The 24,756-nt window shown below is 53.6% G+C and carries 22 protein-coding genes and 1 riboswitch; of the genes, 9 read left to right on the top strand and 13 right to left on the bottom strand.

Features of this window, described 5'->3' with window-relative positions; genetic code table 11:
* Positions 1-28 precede the first annotated feature (28 nt).
* On the bottom strand, positions 29-649 hold the full coding sequence (locus NBA72_RS16680; RefSeq protein ID WP_000877511.1) for a YdcF family protein: 621 nt from the start codon (positions 647-649) through the stop codon (positions 29-31).
* A gap of 517 nt (positions 650-1,166) precedes the next feature.
* Here NBA72_RS16680 and NBA72_RS16675 point away from each other — a divergent pair.
* Positions 1,167-1,586, top strand: a complete 420-nt coding sequence (locus NBA72_RS16675) for a DUF4751 family protein (protein ID WP_001103154.1) — start codon at positions 1,167-1,169, stop codon at positions 1,584-1,586.
* A 5-nt stretch (positions 1,587-1,591) separates the two neighbouring features.
* On the opposite strand, the gene araD is transcribed toward NBA72_RS16675, so the two are convergent.
* From araD to araB, 3 genes are all read right to left on the bottom strand, one after another.
* Positions 1,592-2,287, bottom strand: a complete 696-nt coding sequence (gene araD / locus NBA72_RS16670) for an L-ribulose-5-phosphate 4-epimerase (protein ID WP_001647629.1) — start codon at positions 2,285-2,287, stop codon at positions 1,592-1,594.
* A 140-nt stretch (positions 2,288-2,427) separates the two neighbouring features.
* The gene (gene araA / locus NBA72_RS16665) at positions 2,428-3,930 is read right to left on the bottom strand and encodes an L-arabinose isomerase (RefSeq protein WP_000151692.1); all 1,503 of its coding nucleotides are present in this window, start codon (positions 3,928-3,930) and stop codon (positions 2,428-2,430) included.
* 10 nt (positions 3,931-3,940) lie between these two features.
* On the bottom strand, positions 3,941-5,650 hold the full coding sequence (gene araB / locus NBA72_RS16660) for a ribulokinase (protein WP_042947634.1): 1,710 nt from the start codon (positions 5,648-5,650) through the stop codon (positions 3,941-3,943).
* A gap of 340 nt (positions 5,651-5,990) precedes the next feature.
* On the opposite strand from araB, the gene araC reads away from it, so the two are divergent.
* Together araC and NBA72_RS16650 are read left to right on the top strand one after the other, a co-directional pair.
* Positions 5,991-6,836, top strand: coding sequence for an arabinose operon transcriptional regulator AraC (araC, locus tag NBA72_RS16655; protein WP_000852387.1), 846 nt, complete (start codon positions 5,991-5,993; stop codon positions 6,834-6,836).
* Between the two features lie 118 nt (positions 6,837-6,954).
* Entirely contained in the window at positions 6,955-7,722 is a 768-nt protein-coding gene (locus tag NBA72_RS16650) for a DedA family protein (RefSeq protein WP_001148369.1), read from the top strand.
* Between the two features lie 38 nt (positions 7,723-7,760).
* Here the strand turns inward: NBA72_RS16650 and thiQ are convergent, their stop codons facing one another.
* The 4 genes from thiQ to sgrR all read right to left on the bottom strand — a co-directional run bounded on the left by thiQ (position 7,761) and on the right by sgrR (position 12,858).
* Entirely contained in the window at positions 7,761-8,468 is a 708-nt protein-coding gene (thiQ, locus tag NBA72_RS16645; RefSeq protein WP_023203007.1) for a thiamine ABC transporter ATP-binding protein ThiQ, read from the bottom strand.
* Positions 8,452-10,062 (bottom strand): thiamine/thiamine pyrophosphate ABC transporter permease ThiP, encoded by a 1,611-nt coding sequence (thiP, locus tag NBA72_RS16640; protein WP_042947628.1) that lies wholly within the window; start codon positions 10,060-10,062, stop codon positions 8,452-8,454. The genes thiQ and thiP overlap by 17 nt, the downstream gene beginning before the upstream one ends.
* On the bottom strand, positions 10,038-11,021 hold the full coding sequence (thiB, locus tag NBA72_RS16635) for a thiamine ABC transporter substrate binding subunit (protein WP_000915326.1): 984 nt from the start codon (positions 11,019-11,021) through the stop codon (positions 10,038-10,040). Before thiB ends, thiP begins: the two co-directional genes overlap by 25 nt.
* Positions 11,022-11,052: 31 nt before the next feature.
* Positions 11,053-11,152: riboswitch (TPP riboswitch) on the bottom strand.
* Between the two features lie 47 nt (positions 11,153-11,199).
* Complete coding sequence (gene sgrR, locus NBA72_RS16630) at positions 11,200-12,858, bottom strand: HTH-type transcriptional regulator SgrR (protein WP_001139027.1); 1,659 nt, start codon at positions 12,856-12,858, stop codon at positions 11,200-11,202.
* A gap of 92 nt (positions 12,859-12,950) precedes the next feature.
* On the opposite strand from sgrR, the gene sgrT reads away from it, so the two are divergent.
* A complete protein-coding gene (gene sgrT, locus NBA72_RS16625) occupies positions 12,951-13,073 on the top strand; it encodes a glucose uptake inhibitor SgrT (protein ID WP_001248755.1) in 123 nt (40 codons plus the stop codon).
* 333 nt (positions 13,074-13,406) lie between these two features.
* Here sgrT and leuD read toward each other — a convergent pair whose 3' ends face one another.
* The 5 genes from leuD to leuL all read right to left on the bottom strand — a co-directional run bounded on the left by leuD (position 13,407) and on the right by leuL (position 18,262).
* A complete protein-coding gene (leuD, locus tag NBA72_RS16620) occupies positions 13,407-14,012 on the bottom strand; it encodes a 3-isopropylmalate dehydratase small subunit (protein ID WP_042947623.1) in 606 nt (201 codons plus the stop codon).
* 10 nt (positions 14,013-14,022) lie between these two features.
* Positions 14,023-15,423, bottom strand: a complete 1,401-nt coding sequence (leuC, locus tag NBA72_RS16615; RefSeq protein WP_001140632.1) for a 3-isopropylmalate dehydratase large subunit — start codon at positions 15,421-15,423, stop codon at positions 14,023-14,025.
* Positions 15,424-15,425: 2 nt separating this feature from the next.
* Positions 15,426-16,517, bottom strand: coding sequence for a 3-isopropylmalate dehydrogenase (gene leuB / locus NBA72_RS16610; protein WP_000042336.1), 1,092 nt, complete (start codon positions 16,515-16,517; stop codon positions 15,426-15,428).
* Positions 16,517-18,088: a 2-isopropylmalate synthase gene (gene leuA, locus NBA72_RS16605; protein ID WP_000082819.1), complete on the bottom strand. Its 1,572-nt coding sequence runs from the start codon at positions 18,086-18,088 to the stop codon at positions 16,517-16,519. Before leuA ends, leuB begins: the two co-directional genes overlap by 1 nt.
* An 87-nt stretch (positions 18,089-18,175) precedes the next feature.
* Complete coding sequence (leuL, locus tag NBA72_RS16600) at positions 18,176-18,262, bottom strand: leu operon leader peptide (protein ID WP_001575587.1); 87 nt, start codon at positions 18,260-18,262, stop codon at positions 18,176-18,178.
* 656 nt (positions 18,263-18,918) lie between these two features.
* On the opposite strand from leuL, the gene leuO reads away from it, so the two are divergent.
* The 5 genes from leuO to mraZ all read left to right on the top strand — a co-directional run bounded on the left by leuO (position 18,919) and on the right by mraZ (position 24,755).
* Positions 18,919-19,863: a transcriptional regulator LeuO gene (gene leuO / locus NBA72_RS16595; RefSeq protein WP_001115420.1), complete on the top strand. Its 945-nt coding sequence runs from the start codon at positions 18,919-18,921 to the stop codon at positions 19,861-19,863.
* Between the two features lie 321 nt (positions 19,864-20,184).
* Positions 20,185-21,909: an acetolactate synthase 3 large subunit gene (ilvI, locus tag NBA72_RS16590; RefSeq protein ID WP_001748923.1), complete on the top strand. Its 1,725-nt coding sequence runs from the start codon at positions 20,185-20,187 to the stop codon at positions 21,907-21,909.
* 2 nt (positions 21,910-21,911) lie between these two features.
* Positions 21,912-22,403 (top strand): acetolactate synthase small subunit, encoded by a 492-nt coding sequence (gene ilvN, locus NBA72_RS16585; RefSeq protein WP_001563086.1) that lies wholly within the window; start codon positions 21,912-21,914, stop codon positions 22,401-22,403.
* Between the two features lie 283 nt (positions 22,404-22,686).
* Complete coding sequence (gene cra, locus NBA72_RS16580) at positions 22,687-23,691, top strand: catabolite repressor/activator (protein ID WP_000762406.1); 1,005 nt, start codon at positions 22,687-22,689, stop codon at positions 23,689-23,691.
* A 605-nt stretch (positions 23,692-24,296) separates the two neighbouring features.
* On the top strand, positions 24,297-24,755 hold the full coding sequence (mraZ, locus tag NBA72_RS16575; protein WP_000488294.1) for a division/cell wall cluster transcriptional repressor MraZ: 459 nt from the start codon (positions 24,297-24,299) through the stop codon (positions 24,753-24,755).
* Position 24,756 lies beyond the last annotated feature (1 nt).

Here is a 24,756-nt window from a genome sequence, read left to right as displayed (position 1 = left end):
AAAAAATTCACGCTAATTATAACCTGTTTTAGGGGGTAATACTGTTATTTTGTACAGGCATATAACGTAAAAGCCGATATCCGCTGTAATAAAAAGTTTCTCGCAGTAAGAAGCGGGTTTTCGCCCACCAGGATTTATAGCGGGTGGATCGCGTGGGTGATGAGCGGCTATCGATACCATTATCCTGAGCGATAGTTTTCAGACGCAGCATATGCAGCGGATCGCTGACCAGTAACGCTGTGCGCCATTGTTGTTGTCGCAGTATCTGTTTTGCGTAACGAATATTTTCGCGCGTCACGGTAGAGCGCTCTTCAATAAAAATCGCCTTAGCCGGAATCCCTTTTTCCAGAACGTATTGACGGGCTATCGCCGCGTCGGAAACTGTTGCGCCAGCGCCGTAGCCGCCGGTTAATACCAACGCGCGGACAATGTGTTGTTGGTAAAGCCAGATGGCATGATCCAGTCTGGCCTGAAAAACGGGAGAAGGCGTTTTTCCGCTAACGCCTGCTCCTGCGACAATCGCGCAGTCAGCTACGCGCGTCTGGTTTTGCTGACTGAACTGATAAATAGCGATGGCATTATGGATAAACACCGTAGCCATAATGAGAATTATGCCTGCCGCGATTCTGATGATGTAGCGATATTTCATGAATGAGTTCGTTCCCCGTGACGGGTGTAATGGATATTTTAACGATAAAATGGCTTTTAGCGTCAGATATTTTTGCTGACGTATATTTATCAATATAATGATGCCGGTATATATAGCAGATATAATCATCCTATAACTGCTAATTTTGAATCATGTTTATTTACCATTTTTACCCATGTATTAGCTGTTTTGTGTCAAGTCTGTTTTCATACATTCAGTATTTTTCAGAAAGGCGCTTGTTCGAATCTGTTACTTATTTCTCGGATTAACAAAAAAGCGATATTTTTTGTTTGTTTTACTTAATGAAAAGTGTAACAATTTCATTTGGAACATCCGCACCGTCAGGTAGAAATATAATATTCCAATTGGCCGCTATGGTTAAATAAAAATGGATTACAGTGCGAATTCGTCGGGAACTCTCTGCATAATTTAATTTTTATTTTAGAATATAATTTTATTTTGACTTTCAGGTGCGGGTGTTTTTATCAAAATTTGTGGTATTCGGGAATGATCTTTTATGAATGTGAGTATGCAGGCGCGTCTGGTAGGGAGCGACCGTTATCTTTTCGTCAATACTCAACGCGCTAACCCTTCCATAAAAACCGTGAGTCGATTTTTTGAGTATAAAACATGGACAGAACAAATTTGGCGTACCGAGATTATTGAAAACGGCAATGCTTTTTTTCACTGGCAAGGACACGACAGAAAAAACGGACATCGGGATACCATTATTAATTATCTGTTAAATGGGCAACGCTGGCAGTCAACAATCGAAGATTATATTTTCTTCCATGCGCTGGAAGGAAAAGCGTGGCAGGGACATTATGATAATATTATTGAATATGTGAGTTCTGATCATTACGTCTATCAAAGCGCATTTGCTGAATATATCACCGACCAGATTCATCAACGCGCCCCCCATGGGACGCGTTTTTAGAGGCATTACTGCCCGTAATAGGCTTTTGCGCCGTGTTTGCGTAGATAGTGTTTATCCAGCAGGGATTGCTGCATGTCGGGCAACTGCGGCGCAAGCTGGCGGCAGAAGATCCCCATATAGGCCACTTCTTCCAGCACGATGGCGTTATGCACGGCATCCTCGGCATTTTTACCCCAGGCAAACGGGCCGTGCGAATGGACAAGTACGCCGGGCATTTGATCGGCGTCAATACCTTGTTTTTCAAAGGTTTTAACAATGACATTGCCCGTTTCCCATTCATACTCACCATTAATTTCCGCCTCGGTCATTTTGCGAGTGCAGGGAATCGTACCGTAGAAATAGTCGGCATGGGTGGTTCCCGTCGCCGGAATCGGCTGACCCGCCTGCGCCCAGATAGTCGCGTGGCGCGAATGGGTGTGTACGATGCCGCCGATAGTCGGAAATGCCTGGTACAACAGACGGTGGGTTGGCGTATCGGACGACGGTTTCTTATGACTTTCAACGACTTCACCGGTCTCCAGGCTGACCACCACCATATCGTCAGCGGTCATGACGCTATAATCGACGCCGGACGGCTTAATCACCAGTACGCCGCGTTCGCGATCGACGGCGCTAACGTTACCCCAGGTGAGGGTGACCAGGTTGTGTTTTGGCAGCGCCAGATTGGCTTCCAGTACCTGGCGTTTGAGATCTTCTAACATTGTTTTCTCCCTGCCGGATGGCGCTTCGCTTATCCGGCCTACGAGCGACGGTGTGCCGGATGGCGACACAAATGCCTTATTCGGCCTACAGGACCGTAGGCCCGGTAAACGCAGTGCCACCGGGCAATCCGTTTCACCAATTAACGTTTGAACCCGTAATACACCTCGTTCCAGCGCAGCGCGTCCTTAAAGGCCGGCAGACGGGTATCGTTATCAATCACCGCGATTTCGATATCGTGTATTTCTGCGAACTGGCGCATATCGTTCAGATCCAGCGCGTGGCTGAAGACGGTATGGTGCGCGCCGCCAGCCAGAATCCACGCTTCGGAGGCGGTCGGCAGATCCGGCTGCGCCTTCCACAGCGCGTTAGCCACCGGCAGTTTCGGCAGGGAGTGCGGCGTTTTTACGGTGTCAATGCAGTTGACCAGCAGGCGATAACGATCGCCGAGGTCGATCAGGCTGGCGACGATCGCCGGGCCGGTTTGGGTATTGAAAATCAAACGCGCCGGATCTTCCTTGCCGCCAATGCCGAGGTGCTGGACGTCGAGGATCGGTTTCTCTTCCACCGCGATGGAGGGACACACCTCCAGCATGTGCGAGCCGAGCACCAGATCGTTGCCTTTCTCGAAGTGGTAGGTGTAATCCTCCATAAATGAGGTGCCGCCCTGCAGACCGGTTGACATCACTTTCATAATGCGAAGCAGAGCGGCGGTTTTCCAGTCGCCTTCGCCCGCAAAGCCGTAGCCCTGTTGCATAAGACGCTGTACGGCCAGACCCGGGAGTTGTTTCAGGCCGTGCAAATCTTCAAATGTCGTCGTAAAGGCGTGAAAGCCGCCCTGTTCCAGGAAACGCTTCATACCGAGTTCAATACGCGCCGCTTCTCGCACGTTCTGGCGTTTATCGCCGTGGATTTGGGTGGCGGGCGTCAGGGTATAGCTGCTTTCATACTCGTCAATCAGAGCGTTGATATCGCCGTCGCCGATAGAATTCACCACCTGCACCAGATCGCCGACCGCCCAGGTATTGACCGAAAAGCCAAATTTGATTTGCGCGGCCACTTTATCACCGTCAGTCACTGCGACTTCACGCATATTGTCGCCGAAGCGGCAGACTTTTAGCTGGCGAGTATCCTGTTTAGAGACCGCCTGGCGCATCCAGGCGCCGATACGCGTATGGGCCTCTTTATCCTGCCAGTGACCAGTGACGACCGCGTGCTGCTGACGCATCCGCGCGCCGATAAAACCGAACTCACGACCGCCGTGCGCAGTCTGGTTCAGGTTCATAAAGTCCATATCGATGCTGTCCCACGGCAGGGCGGCGTTAAATTGGGTATGGAATTGCAGTAGTGGTTTGTTAAGGATACTCAGCCCGTTGATCCACATTTTGGCCGGGGAGAAGGTGTGCAGCCAGACCACCAGCCCTGCGCAGCGATCGTCATAATTGGCGTCACGACAAATAGCGGTAATCTCATCCGGCGAGGTGCCCAGCGGTTTTAATACCAGTTTACATGGCAGTTTGGCTTCGGTATTCAGCGCGTTGACCACATGCTCGGCATGTTGAGTGACCTGACGCAGGGTTTCTGCGCCATACAAATGCTGGCTGCCAATCACAAACCATACTTCATAATTATCAAAAATCGTCATTGTCGTGTCCTTAATGAGTCAGGATTGCCTGATTGGCCGGGGTCGTTGGCGCCGGCGCGGCAGTCGGAAGATAATGTTGTTCTGCGCTTAGCGCCCACTGCTGGTAGCGGCGGTAAAGCTGTTCGAGGCGTTGCGCCTGTTCAGGGCGGGGACGCAGAGTGCGTTCTACCGCGCTTGCCATGCTTTGCTGGGCGGCAGGAATATCGGCATGGACTTTCGCAGCGACGGCGGCAAAGATAGCGGCGCCTAATGCGCAACACTGGTCGGAAGCGACGATCTGCAACGGACGATTCAGTACGTCGCAGCAGACCTGCATAATGACCTGATTTTTACGGGCGATGCCGCCAAGCGCCATCACGTTATTGACCGCGATACCCTGCTCGGTAAAACACTCCTGAATGGCGCGCGCGCCGAAGGCGGTCGAAGCTACCAGACCGCCAAACAGCGCTGGCGCGTCGGTGGCGAGATTGAGATCGGTAATGACGCCTTTCAGACGCTGATTAGCGTTTGGCGTGCGGCGACCGTTAAACCAGTCGAGCACCACCGGCAGGTGATCCAGGGACGGATTTTTCGCCCAGGCGTTGGTGAGCGCTGGCAGTAGCTGCTTCTGGCTGGCGTTAATCTGGGTTTTCAGTTCCGGGTGCTGCGCGGCAAGTTGTTCCAGCGGCCAGCTCAACACGCGGCTAAACCAGGCGTAGATGTCGCCGAAAGCGGACTGGCCCGCTTCCAGACCGATAAAATGCGGCACCACGCTGCCGTCAACCTGACCGCAAATGCCTTTCACGGCGCGATCCCCGACGCTCTGTTTATCCGCAATCAGAATGTCGCAGGTAGACGTGCCGATGACTTTTACCAGCGTATTGGGCTGTGCGCCCGCGCCGACCGCGCCCATGTGGCAGTCGAACGCGCCGCCGGAAATCACCACGCTTTCCGGTAAGCCGAGGCGCTGCGCCCATTCGGCGCACAGGGTGCCCACGGGCAGATCGGCGGTGAAGGTTTCGCTAAATAACGGGTAGCGAAGATGACGGTTAATGCACGGATCGAGTTCATCAAAAAAGCTCGCGGGCGGCAGACCGCCCCAGCTTTCATGCCACAGCGTTTTGTGCCCGGCGCTGCAGCGGCCACGGCGGATATCTTGCGGGCGAGTGGTGCCGGAAAGCAGCGCCGGCACCCAGTCACACAGTTCAATCCACGAGACGGCGGCCTGCGCGACGGCGCTATCCTGGCGGGTGACGTGCAGAATCTTCGCCCAGAACCATTCGCTGGAGTAAATGCCGCCAATATAGCGGGAGTAGTCGACCTTGCCTGGCTTATGGCACAGACGAGTGATTTCGTCGGCCTCTTCCACGGCGGTGTGATCTTTCCACAGCACAAACATCGCATTCGGGTTCTCGGCGAACTCCGGACGCAGCGCCAGGACGTTACCGTCGGCGTCAATCGGCGCTGGCGTAGAGCCGGTGCTGTCAACGCCAATGCCAACGACATTTGCGCGTTGCGCGGCGCTTAATTGTGCCAGAACGGCTTTCAGCGCGGCCTCCATTGACTCCATGTAGTCGCGCGGATGATGACGGAACTGGTTGTTCGGGCCGTCGCAATAACGGCCTTCTTGCCAGCGCGGATACCACTCTACGCTGGTGGCGATCTCGTCGCCGGTGGCGCAGTCCACTGCCAGAGCGCGCACTGAATCACTGCCAAAATCGAGGCCAATTGCAATTGCCATCGTCTTACTCCATCCAGAAAAACAGGTATGGAGAAACAGTAGAGAGTCGCGGCAAAAACCGTCAGGCAGGATCCGCTAATCTTATGGACAAAAATGCTAATGCTTTGCAAAGTGTGACGCTGTGCAAATATTCAATGTGGACATTCCAGCCATAGTTATAGACACTTCTGTTACTTAATTTTATCGCCTGAACTGTACGCTTTTGTTACAAAGCGCTTTTCACAAGCGGGGTTGATACGTGCTTTCATCAAGCGCAAGGTCTTGCGGAGACGTAAGCACTGTCGTCCTGGTCAATATGGACAATTTGTTTCTTCTCTGAACATCGGGGGGTAGAGAAATCATGGCTGAAACGCAAAATGATCCGCTATTGCCGGGATATTCATTTAATGCCCATCTGGTCGCCGGACTGACGCCAATTGAAGCGAATGGATATCTGGATTTTTTTATCGATCGTCCGTTGGGCATGAAGGGATATATTCTTAACCTGACCATCCGCGGAGAGGGCGTCATTAATAATAATGGCGAGCAGTTTGTCTGTCGGCCTGGCGATATATTATTGTTTCCGCCGGGCGAGATTCATCACTATGGACGGCATCCGGACGCCAGCGAGTGGTATCACCAGTGGGTTTATTTCCGGCCTCGCGCCTACTGGCAGGAGTGGCTGACCTGGCCGACAATCTTTGCCCAGACAGGATTTTTCCGCCCGGACGAGGCGCGCCAGCCGCATTTCAGCGAACTGTTCGGGCAGATCATCAGCGCCGGGCAAGGGGAAGGCCGCTATTCTGAGCTACTGGCGATCAATCTGCTGGAGCAGTTGTTGCTCAGACGTATGGCGGTAATTAATGAGTCGTTGCATCCGCCGATGGATAGCCGTGTGCGCGATGCCTGCCAGTATATTAGCGACCATCTGGCGGACAGCCATTTTGATATCGCCAGCGTCGCCCAGCATGTCTGCCTGTCGCCCTCCCGGTTATCGCATCTGTTCCGCCAGCAGTTAGGCATTAGCGTATTGAGCTGGCGCGAAGATCAGCGTATCAGCCAGGCGAAACTCCTGCTTAGCACCACGCGAATGCCGATAGCGACCGTTGGGCGCAATGTTGGATTTGACGATCAGCTCTATTTTTCGCGGGTATTTAAAAAATGCACCGGGGCAAGTCCTAGCGAGTTCAGGGCCGGATGTGAATAAAAAGTGAATGATGTGTCCACAAAGATGTCATAAGCCGTAACTATTCGGATAATTGACGGCTTGACGAAGGGGGACGGGGTAAGCAGAATCCCTGCTTCATCACGCTGACGGACACACTATGCAAGCACTGCTGGAACACTTTATCACCCAATCCACTCTGTATTCGCTTATCGCTGTGTTGCTGGTCGCCTTCCTGGAATCGCTGGCGCTGGTGGGGTTGATTTTACCCGGCACGGTACTGATGGCGGGGCTGGGCGCGCTTATCGGCAGCGGCGAGCTCAATTTTTGGCATGCCTGGCTGGTGGGTATTATCGGCTGTCTGATGGGCGACTGGATTTCGTTCTGGCTGGGGTGGCGCTTTAAAAAGCCGCTACACCGCTGGTCTTTTATGAAAAAGAACAAGTCGCTGCTGGATAAAACCGAACACGCGCTGCATCAGCACAGTATGTTCACGATCCTGGTCGGACGTTTTGTCGGTCCGACGAGGCCGCTGGTGCCGATGGTGGCAGGGATGCTGGATCTTCCCGTAGCGAAATTTATTGGGCCGAACTTGATTGGCTGTTTGCTGTGGCCGCCGTTTTATTTCCTGCCGGGCATTCTGGCGGGAGCGGCAATCGATATTCCTTCCGATATGCAGAGCGGAGATTTCAAATGGCTGCTGCTGGCGACGGCGTTGCTGCTGTGGGTCGGAGGCTGGCTATGCTGGCGGCTGTGGCGCAGCGGCAAAGCGGCAGTCGATCGTTTAACCGCGTATTTCCCCCGCAGCCGTTTGCTGTATCTGGCGCCGTTGACGCTCGGGATCGGCGTGGTCGCGCTGGTGGTGCTGGTTCGCCACCCGCTGATGCCGGTATATATCGATATTCTGCGCAAAGTTGTGGGTTACTAACGATTCCTTTGCCGGATGGCGGCTTCGCCTTATCCGGCCTACAAAATATGGGATTTGATGCCCAATAGCGCTGAGGCGCTGGCCTGACCGCTTAGTAGCTCGTCTGTTTTGCCTTGCCACGCGATACGCCCGTCGGCCACGACGATTGACCGGGGCGCAATTCGCGCCGCATCTTCCACGCTGTGCGAGACCATCAACAGCGTGAGCTGTCGCTCGCGGCAGATATCGCTGACCAACGTCAGCATCTCCTGGCGCAGCGCGGGATCGAGCGCGGAGAACGGTTCATCCAGCAGCAGTACCGGCTGTTCACGTACCAGGCAGCGCGCCAGCGCTACCCGCTGACGCTGGCCGCCGGACAGTTCGCCCGGTAAACGCGTCATCAGACCCTCAATGCCCATCTGACGTGCGATAGCGTCCCGTTTTTCCCGCTGGCTGGCGTTGAGCGTTAACCCAGGGTTTAGCCCCAGACCGATATTTTGCTGCACATTCAGATGGCTGAATAAATTATTCTCCTGAAACAGCATTGAGACCGGACGGCGTGAGGGCGGCGTAAGCGTATGATCTTCGCCGGCAATCAGTAGCGTACCGCTGGCAGGCGCAAGAAAACCGGCAATTAAATTCAACAACGTGCTTTTCCCCGCGCCGCTGGGGCCAAGAATCGCCACCTGCTCGCCGCGTTCTACCGCCAGCGTAAAACGCATCGGCAAATGATGGTAAAGCCAGGTGATATCAATCAGTTTTAGCATGTCGGCCCGGTAGTTTCTCTATGAGGGTAAATAACGTAAAGCAGAGCAGCAATAGTATCAGCGCGGTCACCGCGCCGTCCTGGCTGCGGTAGGAGCCGATCTGCTGATACAGATAAAACGGCAGCGTGCGGAAATTGTCATTGCCGAAAAGCGCGACGACGCCAAAATCACCGATAGAAAGTACGCAGGCAAACGCCAGCGCCTGCGCCAGCGGACGTTTCAGCGCCCGCAGTTCCACGATCTTTAACCGCAACCAGCCTTCAATTCCTAATGACTGGCACAGCATTCCATAACGGGCGGTAATATCGCGCATTGGGTTTTCCAGGACTTTTAGCGCGTAGGGGATTGCCATCAGCGCATTGGTGAAAATCACGATGCCGTCGGCGGATTCCGGTAAGCCAACGCTGTTATTGAGCAGTAAAAAGAAGCCTGTCGCCAGCACGATCCCCGGCATCGCGAGGATCAACATCCCGCTGAGTTCCAGCGTTTGTCCGGCGAATAGTTGCTGGCGTTGGCGTAGCTCGCGGCTACTCCACAGCAGCATCATGGTCAGCACCACACACAGAACGCCCGCCGCCAGCGCAATGCGTAGCGATGTCCAGACAGCCTGCCACAGAATGGGTTGCGCCAGCACCTCCGGCAGGCTGCGGTTGACGCCATCGACCACCACGGCGACCAGCGGCGGAAGCAGCAGCAGCAGCGCCAGCACGATTAATAAGGCGTCCGTCAGACGGCTGTGGAGACGATCGTCAGGATCGCGCCAACCCTGCGTCAGCGTCATCCCCGGCGCAATCGCTTTGCTCAGCCGTTGGCTTAGCAGTACCAGCGCCAGGCAGCAGACCATCTGGATTAATGCCAGCATCGCCGCGCGGGCGGGATCGTAGTCATAACTGAGCGCCTGAAAGATAGCCAGCTCGATAGTGGTGGCCTGCGGGCCGCCGCCGAGCGACAGGACCGTTGCGAAACTGGCGAAGCAGAGCATAAAAATCAGCGCCGCGACGGGCGGAATTTGGCGGCGCAGCCACGGCCATTCGACAAAGCGGAAAAAATGCCAGCCGCGCATACCGAGCTGGGCAGCGAGCTGGCGCTGCTCGCCGGGAATGCTTTCCAAAGATTGCAGCAACAAACGGCTCGCCATTGGCAGGTTAAAAAAGACGTGCGCCAGTAAAATGCCCTGCAAGCCGTAGGGGGAGAATGTCCACTGAAGCCCCAGCATCTGCCACAGCGAGGCCAGCCAGCCCTGACGGCCATACACGCTAAGAATGCCGAACACGGCAACCAGTACCGGCAGAATCAGCGTCATGGCGCACAGACGCAGCAGCGCCAGACGTCCAGGAAAACGGCGTCGATAAAGCGCGCGGGCGAGAAAAACCGCCGGGACCACAGACAGCACTGCGGACAGAAACGCCTGCCAGAATGAGAAGCGCACCACATGCCACAGGTAGCTATCCCGCCAGATTGTCGACCACGCGCCCGACGGCGCGTTCAGCCAAAGCGCCAGAAAGGCCGCCAGCGAGACGGTTATCATCAGCGCGGCGGCGCACAGCCCCGGAATCAGCCAGCCGGGAATTAACGGCTGACGGCGCGTTGCCATTCGCTAATCCATGCCTGGCGTTGTGCTGCCACCTGTTGCGGCGTGAATTCCAGCGTTGTGGCGGGTTTGGCCAATGATTCAAACCCTGCGGGTAAGGCGACGTCCGCTACTGGGTACATCCAGTTGCCGGTGGGTATGGCGTTCTGAAACGCCGGAGAAACCATAAATTTGAGGAATTTCTCCGCCAGTTCCGGCTGCTTACTGGCGACGGTACGCGCCGCGACTTCTACCTGTAAGTAATGGCCTTCGCTGAAGTTCGCGGCGGCGTAATTGTCCTTCTTCTCTTCAATAATGTGATACGCCGGAGAGGTGGTGTAACTGAGCACCAAATCGCTTTCACCTTTCAGAAATAAACCGTAGGCCTCGCTCCAGCCTTTCGTCACCGTCACCGTTTTGGCCGCCAGTTTTTGCCAGGCCTGCGGCGCGTTATCGCCATAGACTTTGCGCATCCACAGTAACAGCCCCAGCCCTGGCGTACTGGTACGCGGGTCCTGATAAATTACCCGCCATTTTTGATCGCTCTCGACCAGTTCTTTCAGGCTTTTCGGCGGATTTTTCAGCTTGCTTTTATCGTAGACAAAGGCGAAATAGCCGTAATCGAACGGCACAAATGTGTCGTTTTTCCAGCCGCCGGGCACCTTGACCGCCTCATTCGCCACGCCGCTTTTGGCAAAAAGTTTAGTTTGCGTGGCCGCTTCCAGCAGATTATTGTCCAGCCCCAACACCACATCGGCTTTGCTGTTCTTCCCCTCCATCCGCAGGCGGTTGAGCAGTGAAACGCCATCCTCCAGCGCTACCAGTTTCAGCTCGCAGTTGCAATCGGCTTCAAACGCTTTTTTCACCGCCGGGCCTGGCCCCCAGTCGGCGGCGAACGAGTCGTAGGTATAGACGGTGAGAACGGGTTTGGCGAAAGCAGGCGCCGCGCACAGGAGTAAAAGCGGAAGATATTTTTTTAACACTTTGCACCTCAGTTAAAGAGTGGCAAAGGACTTGAGAGGTAACCTCAAATCCCTTCGCCGGCATTATCCGGATCAGGTTCGACGGGTATTTTCTCAGCGCGCGCATGAGCGCGGCACCCCGTTGAGTTCGGCGTTAGTGTAGTGATTTTGTTGCCGGGCAGCAATTAAGAGCTGGCTTTTAAGGGTCCGGCGGCGCAAACCACGCCGATTTAAAATCAAACCAGCCGAGGGTATTCATGCGCAGCCCGCGCATACTGCGCTGTCCCTGGATAATCAGCCAGTGGTGGATCAACGGCACAATCGCTTTGTTGGTCAGCAGCTGCTGGCACCAGTTCGCCAGGTTCATCTCGCCAGCGCGCCACTGCGCGGCGTCGCCCTGCCAGTCGCGCGGAATGCAGTTCTGCAAGAGCGGTACTTCGCACAGGTGCGCGAACAGCGAGAAATCCAGCGGCAGCGTAAAGTTAGCGCTATTGAGCCAGATATCGCTTTCGATGTCGCCGGCGTGCCATTGATCGTAGTCGATCTCCTGAATATGCAGATGCACCTGATGTTCAGCCAGAAGCGCGCTCATGATACGGGCGATAACCCGGTGCTCAATGTGTTCGCGATAGAAGGTCAGCGTGAGGGTTTCCAGCCCGGCGGGTTTTTCGCCCGGGCCTGGACGGGCGTGATGCCAGCGCGGTAAAAGCCCATAGGCCGGGAACCAGAGCTGCTGTAGCGGTTCATCGGCATGATAGAGTAAATTGGTGGGGGAGAGGACGTGGCTTACCCATTCTCTGACCTGCGGATGCGCGCCGCGCGGCGTTCTGGCGTCGAATAGCAGGTAATAGCACCCCTCTTCCAGTCGGCTTTCTATCGCTTTTTCACCGCCTTGTATCGGCCCTTCCAGCATCAAGCCGCAGGCCGGTTCTTCACTGATATCCGGCAGTACCCAGACGTTCACTTCGTCTATCAACGCCCGATAGCCGAAGTAGTCATCAAAGGCGAGTATCTTGAGTTGGTTCGGCGTATTACGCCGCACGGCATAAGGCCCGGTGCCGATAGGGTGGCTGGCGAAATTAGCCAGCGTTTCCCACTCCCGCGGCAAAATCATCGCCGGGACCTGGCCCAGCAGCCACGGCAACCAACGATCCGGCTGGGAAAGATGAATATCCAGCGTCCACGCGGTAGGGGAGTCTATCTTTGTGATGTGCGAGTAAAGTGGAAGCGTATTGATACGCGTCAGCGAGGCGATGACATCTTCCATCTCCAGCTCGCGGCCATGATGAAAATGAATGCCGGGGCGCAGGTAGAAGCGCCACAGTAAAGGGGAAATTTGCTGCCAGTGGTGCGCAATGTCCGCTTCCAGTTCCCCGTTTTCCTCATTTACCCGCGTGAGCGAACTGAAAATTTGCCGGGCAATATGGGTTTCCGAGCGACGTAATGCGGTTCCCGGCAGGAGATTGTGCATCGGACGATAGTAAAGAACCCGCAGAATATGCCGCCCCTGGCGGAAGCTGCGTCCCAGATGGGAAATCAGCATTTGCCTGACAGCGCTTTTATCGCCGACCAGTTGTACCAGTTGATCGATTCGATCTTGTTCCAGCAGGTCTTCCGCCCGCTGCTGTTGCAGCGCCAGTCCGGTATACAGGAACGTCAGACGCGAACGCTTTCCGCGTCCAACCTCGGCTTCCCATGTTAGCCAACCGCGCGCCTGCATCGTATTTAGCAGCGTACGCATATGGCGACGCGAACAGTTCAGCAGATCCGCCAGCTCATTAAGCGTGGTGTCTTGCGTTTTACCGTCACAACATTGCCAGAGACGGATAAATTGTTGTTGCAGGCGACCTGAGGGCATAAAAGGGGAACTCCGATGAAAAACTCAGCAATTTTATTATCCCTATATTAGGCCAATAATATCTTTCGATGAAGCAAGAGGAAGAGGTCACTATGCGCCAGTTCTGGTTGAGATATTTTGCCGCGACGGAAAAAACGTCCTGGCTGGCTTGCCTGAGCGCGCCGCAGCGCTTAAAAATGCTCGCGGAACTGATGCAGTGGGAGGCGACCGATTGAAGCCAATTGCAGACATCATGTGTGACTGAGTATTGGTGTAGGCGATAGCCTAAAATCACCCGCCAGCAGATAATATCTGCTGGCTTTTTTTATTTCGGCTGTTTCTGGATGACGACGATGGGACGGCGTCTCAACGGGATTTATACGGCGGTTTCTGTGGTCACGCGGGGGGACCGGGCGAGTAAAAGACGTATAAAAAATGCCGGAATATCCCCGGCATGAGCGACTGATGAGTAACCCGGCGCTTGATGGCGCTACGCTTATCAGGCCTACAGGATATAGTGGCAACCTGGTGATATTGCATAACCTGTAGGCCCGGTAAGGCGTCAAGGGTTACCGCATAAATGCCGGTTGTTTATTTTCGTAGGCGGCAATCGCGTCTTCGTGTTGCAGCGTCAGCCCAATGCTGTCCAGACCGTTCAACATGCAGTGGCGGCGGAAGTCGTCGATTTTAAAGCTATAGGTTTTATCGCCTGCTTTCACCACCTGTGCTTCCAGATCCACTTCAAATTTAATGCCCGGATTGGTTTTCACCAGAGCAAACAGCTCATCGACCTGTGCGTCGCTCAGGGTTACCGGCAGCAGTTGGTTGTTAAAGCTGTTGCCGTAGAAGATGTCGGCGAAGCTTGGCGCGATCACCACTTTAAAGCCGTAATCGGTCAGCGCCCACGGCGCGTGTTCGCGCGACGAGCCGCAGCCAAAGTTTTCTCGCGCCAACAGAATCGACGCGCCTTGATATTCCGGAAAGTTCAACACGAATTCCGGATTTGGCTGTTGGCCCTTTTCGTCCAGGAAGCGCCAGTCGTTAAACAGATGGGCGCCAAAACCGGTGCGCGTAACCTTCTGCAAAAACTGTTTAGGGATAATTGCATCGGTATCGACGTTGGCGGCATCCAGTGGGACAACCAGGCCGGTATGCTGGGTAAATTTCTCTGCCATGGTAGTTTCCTTATTTGATGCTGCGAATGTCGGCGAAGTGGCCGGTAACGGCGGCAGCGGCGGCCATCGCCGGGCTGACTAAATGCGTGCGACCCCCGCGGCCCTGACGGCCTTCAAAGTTACGGTTGCTGGTGGATGCGCAGCGCTCGCCCGGGTTCAGGCGGTCATTATTCATGGCCAGGCACATGGAACAGCCCGGTAAGCGCCATTCAAATCCTGCTTCGATAAAGATCTTGTCCAGACCTTCCGCTTCTGCCTGCGCTTTCACCGGACCTGAACCCGGCACCACCAGTGCCTGTACGCCCGGCGCGACTTTGCGCCCTTTGGCGACTTCCGCCGCCGCGCGCAAATCTTCAATGCGCGAATTGGTACAAGAGCCGATAAAGACTTTATCGATAGCAACGTCCGTTAACGGTACGCCCGGCTGTAAGCCCATATAAGCCAGCGCTTTTTCGGCGCTGGCGCGCTCAACCGGATCGCTAAAGGAGGCGGGATCGGGGATGATGTCGGTGACGGAAATCACCTGGCCCGGATTCGTGCCCCAGGTCACCTGCGGCGCGATCTCTTCTGCTCGCAGGGTGACGACAGTATCAAAAGTCGCGCCGTCATCGGTTTTCAGCGTTTTCCAGTACTCGACGGCTTCGTCAAAATCGCGGCCCTTCGGCGCGTGCAAACGCCCTTTTACGTAGTTGAAAGTGGTTTCATCCGGGGCGACCAGACCGGCTTTGGCGCCCATCTCAATCGCCATATTGCACAGCGTCATGCGGCCTTCCATACTCAGCGCGCGGATCGCGTCGCCGCAAAATTCAACCACGTGTCCGGTGCCGCCGGCGCTACCGGTTTTACCGATGATCGCCAGCACGATGTCTTTGGCGGTAATGCCCGGCGCGGCGTTGCCCGTGACTTCAATCTTCATGGTTTTAGCGCGCCCCTGTTTCAGGGTTTGCGTCGCCAGTACATGTTCTACCTCAGAAGTGCCGATGCCGAAGGCCAGCGCGCCAAACGCGCCGTGGGTGGCGGTGTGGGAGTCGCCGCAGACGATGGTCATGCCCGGCAGGGTGACGCCCTGTTCCGGCCCCATCACATGGACGATGCCCTGATACGGGTGATTCAGGTCATACAGCTCGACGCCGAACTCGTTACAGTTCTTAATCAGCTCCTGCATCTGGATACGCGCCATTTCACCAGAAGCATTAATGTCTTTAGTCTGCGTCGAGACGTTGTGATCCATCGTGGCGAAGGTTTTCCCTGGCTGACGTACCGGACGATGGTGCGCGCGCAGACCGTCAAACGCCTGCGGAGAGGTGACTTCATGCACCAGGTGGCGGTCGATGTACAGCAGCGGCGTTTCGTTTGGCGCCTCAAAGACCACGTGGGCATCAAATAATTTTTCGTATAACGTTTTGGCCATGATTACACCCCTTCTGCGACATAGCGGGCGATAATATCGCCCATCTCATCGGTACTGACTGCGGCAGCGCCCCTGGCTAAATCGCCGGTGCGAACGCCCTCTTCTAATGCGCGATTGATCGCCTGTTCAATGGCCGTTGCCGCATCGTTGGCATCCAGGCTGTAGCGCAGCAGCAGCGCCAGCGACAGGATCTGCGCAATTGGGTTGGCGATATTTTTCCCGGCGATATCCGGCGCGGAGCCGCCAGCCGGTTCATACAGGCCAAATCCTTGCTCGTTCAGGCTGGCGGAGGGCAACATCCCCATTGAGCCGGTGATCATGGCGCATTCGTCGGACAGAATGTCGCCGAACAGGTTAGAGCACAGCAGTACGTCAAACTGCGACGGGTCTTTAATCAACTGCATGGTGGCGTTATCGATATACATGTGCGCGAGTTCCACATCGGGATACGTTTTCGCGACATCATTGACGATCTCACGCCACAGGATAGAGCTTTGCAGTACGTTGGCTTTATCAATAGAGGTGACTTTACGGCGGCGTTTACGCGCCGATTCAAAGGCGATACGGGCAATGCGCTCGATCTCAAAGCGGTGATAAACTTCGGTATCAAAGGCTTTTTCGTACTGACCGCTGCCTTCACGGCCTTTTGGCTGTCCGAAATAGATCCCGCCGGTCAGCTCGCGCACGCACAGGATATCGAAACCGTTAGCGGCGATATCGGCGCGCAACGGGCAAAATGCTTCCAGCCCTTGATACAGTTTCGCCGGACGCAGGTTACTGAATAATTTGAAATGTTTGCGCAGCGGCAGCAGGGCGCCGCGCTCTGGCTGGCTTTCCGGGGGCAAATTTTCCCATTTCGGGCCGCCGACGGAGCCAAACAGAATGGCATCCGCCTGCTCGCACCCTTCAACGGTGGCTTTCGGCAGTGGATGACCATGATTGTCGATAGCAATACCGCCGACGTCATAGCGGCTGGTGGTGATACGCATATCAAAACGGCTGCGTACCGCATCCATAACTTTCAGGGCTTGCGCCATGACTTCCGGGCCGATACCGTCGCCCGGCAGTACGGCAATATGATAGTTCTTCGACATTACACGGTTTCCTTGTTGTTCTCTTTATTTTGAGCTTTGCGTTGCAATTCTTTTTCAACTTCGGCGGCGCGCCAGATATTGTTCAGTACGTGCACCATCGCTTTGGCGGAGGATTCGACGATATCCGTCGCCAGCCCGACGCCGTGGAAGCGGCGACCATGATGGTTCACGACGATATCGACCTGACCCAGCGCGTCTTTGCCCTGGCCTTTGGCGTTCAGGTCGTATTTAACCAACTCAACGTCGTAGCCAGTGATGCGGTTAATCGCCTGATAGATGGCGTCGACCGGGCCGTTGCCGTTCGCCGCTTCGGCCTTGATCTCTTCACCACAGGCCAGCTTCACGGAAGCGGTGGCGATATCGCTGGAGCCGGACTGCACGCTGAAGTAATCCAGACGGAAATGCTCTGGTTCTTCTTGCTGTTTATTAATAAACGCCAGCGCTTCCAGGTCATAGTCGAACACCTGGCCTTTTTTGTCCGCCAGCTTCAGGAACGCGTCGTACAGGTGGTCCATGTTGTAGTCTGTGTCCTTGTAACCCATCTCTTCCATGCGATGTTTCACGGCGGCACGGCCAGAGCGGGAGGTCAGGTTCAGCTGTATCTGGTTCAGACCGATGGACTCTGGCGTCATGATTTCATAGTTTTCGCGGTTCTTGAGGACGCCATCCTGGTGGATGCCGGAAGAGTGGGCAAAAGCGCCGCTGCCGACAATCGCTTTGTTGGCCGGGATCGGCATGTTACAGATCTGGCTGACGGTCTGGCTGGTGCGCCAGATTTCGTGGTGATTGATGTTGGTGTGTACGTTCATGATGTCTTTGCGCACTTTAATCGCCATGATCACTTCTTCCAGTGCGCAGTTACCGGCACGTTCTCCGATACCGTTCATCGCGCCTTCAACCTGACGCGCGCCCGCATGTACTGCCGCCAGCGAGTTGCCTACTGCTATCCCTAAATCGTCGTGGGTATGAACGGAGATGATAGCTTTGTCGATATTGGGGACACGTTCATACAGGCCGGAAATGATTCCCGCAAACTCAAACGGCATGGTATAGCCCACGGTATCGGGAATATTAATGGTTCTCGCGCCGGCGTTTATAGCGGCTTCCACCACGCGCGCCAGATCGTCAACAGGCGTCCGGCCAGCATCTTCGCAGGAGAACTCTACGTCATCAGTGTAATTACGCGCCCGCTTAACCATGTATACCGCGCGTTCGATGACCTCATCCAGCGTGCTGCGCAGCTTGGTGGCGATGTGCATTGGCGAGGTGGCGATAAAAGTATGGATGCGAAACGCGTCGGCGACCTTCAGCGCCTGTGCCGCGACGTCGATGTCTTTTTCTACACAACGCGCCAGGGCGCAAACGCGGCTGTTTTTGATGGTGCGGGCGATGGTTTGGACAGATTCAAAATCACCCGGAGAAGAGACCGGGAAGCCTACTTCCATGACATCAACACCCATGCGCTCAAGGGCCAGGGCAATCTGCAGCTTCTCTTTCGCGCTCAGGCTGGCCTGTAACGCTTGTTCGCCGTCGCGTAAGGTCGTATCAAAAATAATGACTTGCTGGCTCATGATGTGGTCCTTGTCTCCAGGGGCGCCTTGCGTCAGGCATAAAAAAACCCGCGCAACGGCGCGGGTTTTGTTTGACTTCGAGCTGACTTAATGTTGAATGCCGCCCACCGGTCTACCGCGCACAATAAATGCGTTGAGTAGTAGTAGCCCAGTGAAACGAACGATATGTGACATTAATTCAGCTCCAGCGAATGCGTTATGCTTTTAGTGGTACTGGATATGCCGTTTAATGTCAACTCTATTTTCTGTCGCCATTGCATTTTGTTGACGATATCCGGATACGTACTTTAGCTAATTGTGCTGGGCTGCGCGTCCAATAAAGGATAAAAGAACGAGTGGACATTCATACTTTTCATTGTTTGAAATATTTAGGCATTTTTGTTTGCAAATTGGTTAGGGGAATGGCCTGTTAAAGGTATGCTAAAGGTTTGGTTTATCTTTTTGATTTGTTTTATATTTTAACAAATAACCTTGTTTACTTAATGGATAAGGATAAAGTTATTGATAAATTAATGTTAACTTTTTAGCTATTAATAATATAAACATTTAATTGAAACTTAAATGATCATTCACTTGGTGTATGATTGTGTATTCGCCATAGTTATGGTTATATTGCTTGCGTAATTTAAACATTATGAATCGCAATGGTGTGACTCAGGACACATTACGCTTGCGCTGGCATTCTATTTGTCTCTGTCAGCGTCTTTATGTTTTCCGAATTTTAACGCTTTCCCTTTTTCTTATTTTATATGCATGGTAAATCATATTTTCAGGAATTATTTCTGCCTTCAGCCAGAAAAAGGGAGTTAAGCGTGACAGTGGAGTTAAATATGCCAGAGGTCAAAACCGAAAAGCCGCATCTTTTAGATATGGGCAAACCACAGCTTCGCATGGTTGATTTGAACCTATTGACCGTGTTCGATGCGGTAATGCAAGAGCAGAATATTACGCGCGCCGCCCACACGCTGGGAATGTCGCAGCCTGCGGTCAGTAACGCCGTAGCGCGTCTGAAGGTTATGTTTAATGACGAACTTTTTGTTCGATATGGACGAGGAATTCAGCCGACTGCCCGTGCATTTCAGTTATTTGGTTCAGTCCGTCAGGCGTTACAATTGGTGCAAAATGAATTGCCGGGATCGGGGTTTGAGCCGACCAGCAGCGAACGTGTATTCAATCTTTGCGTGTGCAGTCCGCTGGATAATATCCTGACGTCACAGATTTATAATCGTGTAGAAAAAATTGCGCCAAATATTCATGTCGTTTTTAAAGCGTCGTTGAATCAGAATACTGAGCATCAGTTACGCTATCAGGAAACCGAGTTCGTTATTAGTTATGAAGAATTCCGTCGTCCTGAGTTTACCAGCGTACCGCTATTTAAAGATGAAATGGTTTTAGTCGCCAGCCGAAAACACCCGCGTATTAGCGGCCCGCTACTGGAAGGCGATGTTTATAATGAACAACATGCGGTTGTTTCTCTCGATCGTTATGCGTCATTTAGTCAGCCGTGGTATGACACGCCGGATAAACAGTCGAGCGTGGCTTATCAGGGCATGGCGCTTATCAGCGTTCTGAACGTGGTTTCGCAGACGCATTTGGTCGCTATTGCCCCGCGCTGGCTGGCGGAAGAGTTTGCGGAATCGCTGGATCTGCAAATATTGCCGTTGCCTTTAAAACTGAATAGCCGGACATGCTACCTTTCCTGGCATGAAGCGGCTGGGCGTGATAAAGGGCACCAATGGATGGAAGATTTATTAGTTTCTGTTTGTAAGCGATAAAACCGGGCAGAATAAATCAGAAACAAATTCTGGTTTATTCTGCTTTTTAGCGTATATAAAAAATTTTATGCTGAATTAACGGTGAGCGATTCTTTTCGTCGCTGTGAAAAATAGATGAATTGCTGTAAGTCTGCATTTATAAGCGATTATTTATTACCTGGTGTGATTCAGACGGAGTATTTCTCCATTTCTTCTCTTCTTGCCTCCTGATTATTCTAACCTTCCCCATCTTTACGTCATTCCACCCAATTGCCAGGCGTGATAGCGAGCGGTTAAGGTGTCCGTCAAACCGTGATGACAGGTATAAAGTGGAGGCAAGCCGTGGAGATGTTGTCTGGAGCCGAGATGGTCGTCCGATCGCTTATCGATCAAGGCGTAAAGCAGGTGTTCGGCTATCCTGGAGGCGCAGTGCTTGATATTTATGATGCGCTACATACCGTTGGAGGGATCGATCATGTGCTGGTGCGTCATGAGCAGGCCGCGGTGCATATGGCGGATGGCCTGGCGCGAGCCACTGGCGACGTTGGCGTGGTGCTGGTGACTTCCGGACCGGGAGCGACCAATGCGATTACCGGGATTGCTACGGCCTATATGGATTCCATTCCGCTGGTGATTCTTTCCGGCCAGGTCGCCACCTCATTGATTGGCTATGATGCCTTTCAGGAGTGCGACATGGTGGGGATTTCCCGACCGGTGGTCAAACATAGCTTCCTGGTCAAACAGACGGAAGATATTCCCCAGGTGCTTAAAAAGGCCTTCTGGCTGGCGGCAAGCGGACGCCCTGGGCCGGTGGTCGTGGATTTGCCGAAAGATATTTTGAATCCGGCGAAAAAAATGCCGTATGCCTGGCCGGAGACGGTCAGTATGCGCTCTTACAATCCCACAACATCAGGACATAAAGGACAAATTAAGCGTGCCTTGCAAACGCTGGCGTCGGCAAAAAAGCCGGTGGTCTACGTTGGGGGAGGGGCGATAAGCGCGGCCTGCTATGCGCCGCTGCGCCACATCATTGAAACCTTTAACCTGCCGGTGGTCTCTTCATTAATGGGACTGGGCGCGTTTCCTGCTACTCATCGCCAGTCGTTAGGAATGCTGGGAATGCATGGCACTTATGAAGCCAATATGACCATGCATAACGCCGACGTGATTTTCGCTGTTGGCGTACGATTTGACGACCGCACGACGAATAATCTCGCTAAATATTGTCCGAACGCGACGGTATTACACATCGACATTGACCCGACGTCCATATCCAAAACGGTTAACGCTGATATCCCGGTGGTGGGCGATGCCCGCCTGGTACTGGAACAAATGCTGGAGCTACTGGCGCAGGATGCGCCGTCTCAGCCGCAGGATGATATTCGCGACTGGTGGCAGCAGATAGAGAGCTGGCGCGCCCGTCAGTGCCTGAAATATGACGCGGAAAGCGAAAGCATTAAACCCCAGGCGGTGATTGAAACCCTCTGGCGTCTGACGAAGGGCGACGCGTACGTGACGTCCGATGTAGGACAACACCAGATGTTTGCCGCCCTCTATTACCCGTTCGATAAACCACGTCGCTGGATTAATTCCGGCGGACTCGGCACGATGGGTTTTGGCCTACCGGCTGCGCTGGGCGTTAAAATGGCCCTGCCGAAAGAAATGGTGGTCTGCGTGACCGGCGATGGCAGTATACAGATGAACATTCAGGAGCTGTCGACAGCCTTACAGTATGAACTGCCGGTACTGGTTTTGAACCTGAACAACCGTTATCTGGGGATGGTGAAACAGTGGCAGGATATGATCTATTCCGGTCGCCATTCTCAGTCTTATATGCAGTCGTTACCGGATTTTGTGCGCCTGGCGGAAGCATATGGCCATGTCGGGCTGCAGATTAACCGTCCGGATGAGCTGGAAAGTAAACTCAGCGAAGCCCTTGAGCATGTGCGTAATAACCGACTGGTGTTCGTCGATGTCACCGTTGATGGCAGCGAGCATGTCTATCCGATGCAGATTCGCGGGGGCGGGATGGACGAAATGTGGTTAAGCAAAACGGAGAGGACCTGATGATGCGCCGGATTTTATCGGTATTACTGGAAAACGAATCTGGGGCGTTATCGCGGGTTATCGGCCTCTTTTCGCAACGCGGATATAATATTGAAAGCCTGACCGTCGCGCCGACAGACGATCCGACGTTGTCGCGCATGACTATCCAGACGGTAGGCGATGAAAAAGTGCTTGAGCAAATTGAAAAGCAACTGCACAAGCTGGTTGATGTGCTGCGCGTCAGCGAGCTGGGACAGGGAGCGCACGTTGAGCGGGAAATCATGCTGGTGAAAATCCAGGCCAGCGGCTACGGACGGGAAGAGGTGAAGCGTAATACGGAAATTTTCCGTGGTCAGATTATTGACGTTACGCCAACGTTGTATACCGTTCAACTGGCGGGCACCAGCGATAAACTGGATGCTTTTCTGGCCTCGCTGCGCGACGTGGCGAAAATTGTTGAAGTGGCGCGTTCAGGCGTCGTCGGGCTTTCGCGCGGCGATAAGATTATGCGCTGAGCAGATTCGCCGGATGACGACGCGCGTGCGTTTTATCCGGTCTACAGGCTGATATCTGGCCCAGGTCTGATAAGCGTAGCGCCATCAGGCAGGTTTGCCGGATATCAGCCAACAGGAATTATCGCCCAACCCAATATCACCGGTTGGGCTTTTTTTTGCGAAATCCGTGGTAACCCGGAATAAAAGCGGTTGCCGGAGTGATCAAACTGCGCTTAGATGTTAACGATTTTAACCCATGCCGACATAAAGGTTATGGTTTGTACAATTTACACAAGGGGCAATTGTGAAACTGGATGAAATCGCTCGGCTGGCCGGTGTCTCGCGCACAACTGCAAGCTACGTTATAAACGGTAAAGCAAAGCAATACCGCGTGAGCGACAAAACCGTAGAAAAAGTCATGGCGGTAGTGCGTGAGCACAATTACCATCCTAACGCTGTGGCTGCCGGGCTGCGTGCTGGACGCACACGTTCCATTGGTCTGGTGATCCCGGACCTTGAAAACACGAGCTACACCCGTATCGCAAACTATCTTGAGCGCCAGGCACGCCAGCGTGGCTACCAACTGCTGATCGCCTGTTCTGAAGATCAGCCGGATAACGAAATGCGCTGCATTGAGCACCTTTTGCAACGCCAGGTGGATGCAATCATTGTTTCAACTTCGTTACCGCCGGAGCATCCCTTCTATCAGCGCTGGGCCAACGATCCGTTCCCCATCGTCGCGCTCGACCGCGCGCTGGATCGCGAACATTTCACCAGCGTGGTCGGCGCCGATCAGGATGATGCCGAGATGTTGGCGGAAGAGCTGCGTAAATTCCCGGCGGAAACGGTGCTTTATTTGGGCGCGCTGCCGGAGTTGTCCGTCAGTTTCCTGCGCGAGCAGGGGTTCCGCACCGCATGGAAAGACGATCCGCGGGAGGTGAATTTCTTATATGCCAACAGCTATGAGCGCGAAGCCGCCGCGCAGTTGTTTGAGAAATGGCTGGAAACGCATCCTATGCCGCAGGCGCTCTTTACGACATCGTTCGCGCTATTACAGGGCGTGATGGACGTAACGCTGCGGCGCGATGGAAAACTGCCTTCGGATTTAGCGATTGCGACCTTCGGCGATCATGAGCTGCTGGATTTTCTGCAATGCCCGGTACTGGCGGTGGCGCAGCGTCATCGTGATGTCGCGGAACGCGTGCTGGAGATTGTGCTGGCAAGTCTTGATGAACCGCGTAAACCGAAACCCGGCTTAACGCGTATTCGGCGAAACCTGTATCGTCGCGGCATTCTGAGCCGTAGCTAAAGGACCGGCGGTAAAAGACTCTCTCTTCTGCCGCCGTCAAACAAATGCGTATCAGTAAAAATATCCCTTAAATAATTAAGATTATTCCTTAAAATTATCCGAAAATTCTTTTTTATTACCTTTCTTTTGTCCGAAATCGTCCATATTCCACTAATTAAGACGTAACGAGTCTTTTCCTTTGTCTTGTTTTGTTACAAGCAGGCAAGAAATCGTCGAATTAACAGCCACTTTTTGTCTCTGGCGCGACAGTCGCTCGTAGGCGCTGGTATAGCAGGCGCTGCACACGTTAAACAGGCACTGTTAACACGGTGCAATATGTCCTAAAATGCCGCTCGCGTCGCAAACTGACACTTTATATTTTTCTCGGATTATATTGAGTCCGTTTTAAACGGCGGTGGGTCTTTGGTTTTTTTCTTACAAATATTCATAACGTTAATTTGGCTTGCGCGCTGGACGGAAATTAATCAACGCAGATATTCGCCGTAAACATTGGCTTTTTTACTTCGGTAAGCGTTGTGACTTGCTTGACAAGCTTTTCCTCCGCTCCGTAAACTCCTTCGAGTGGGAATTTGTGGGATAAAGTGGTAAGAAGGGGTGAGACTGGCATGTTCCGGGGGGCAACGTTAGTCAATCTCGACAGTAAAGGGCGCCTGACCGTGCCGACCCGTTATCGGGAGCAACTGATCGAGAGCGCTACCGGTCAAATGGTATGTACCATTGACATCCATCACCCATGCCTGCTGCTTTACCCCCTGCCTGAATGGGAAATTATTGAGCAAAAGTTATCTCGTCTGTCGAGCATGAACCCGGTAGAACGTCGCGTACAGCGTTTACTGTTGGGCCATGCCAGCGAATGTCAGATGGATGGTGCAGGTCGATTACTGATCGCGCCAGTTCTGCGGCAACATGCCGGACTGACGAAAGAAGTGATGCTGGTTGGACAGTTCAACAAATTTGAGCTGTGGGATGAAACGACCTGGTATCAACAGGTCAAGGAAGATATCGACGCTGAACAGTCAGCTACCGAAACGTTATCGGAGCGGCTGCAGGACTTGTCTCTATAAG

The sequence above is a fragment of the Salmonella sp. NW1250 genome (assembly GCF_051812965.1).
GTDB lineage: Bacteria > Pseudomonadota > Gammaproteobacteria > Enterobacterales > Enterobacteriaceae > Salmonella > Salmonella enterica.
Note: the sequence above shows the minus strand (reverse complement) of the source record. Positions and strands in the feature narration are given on the sequence as shown.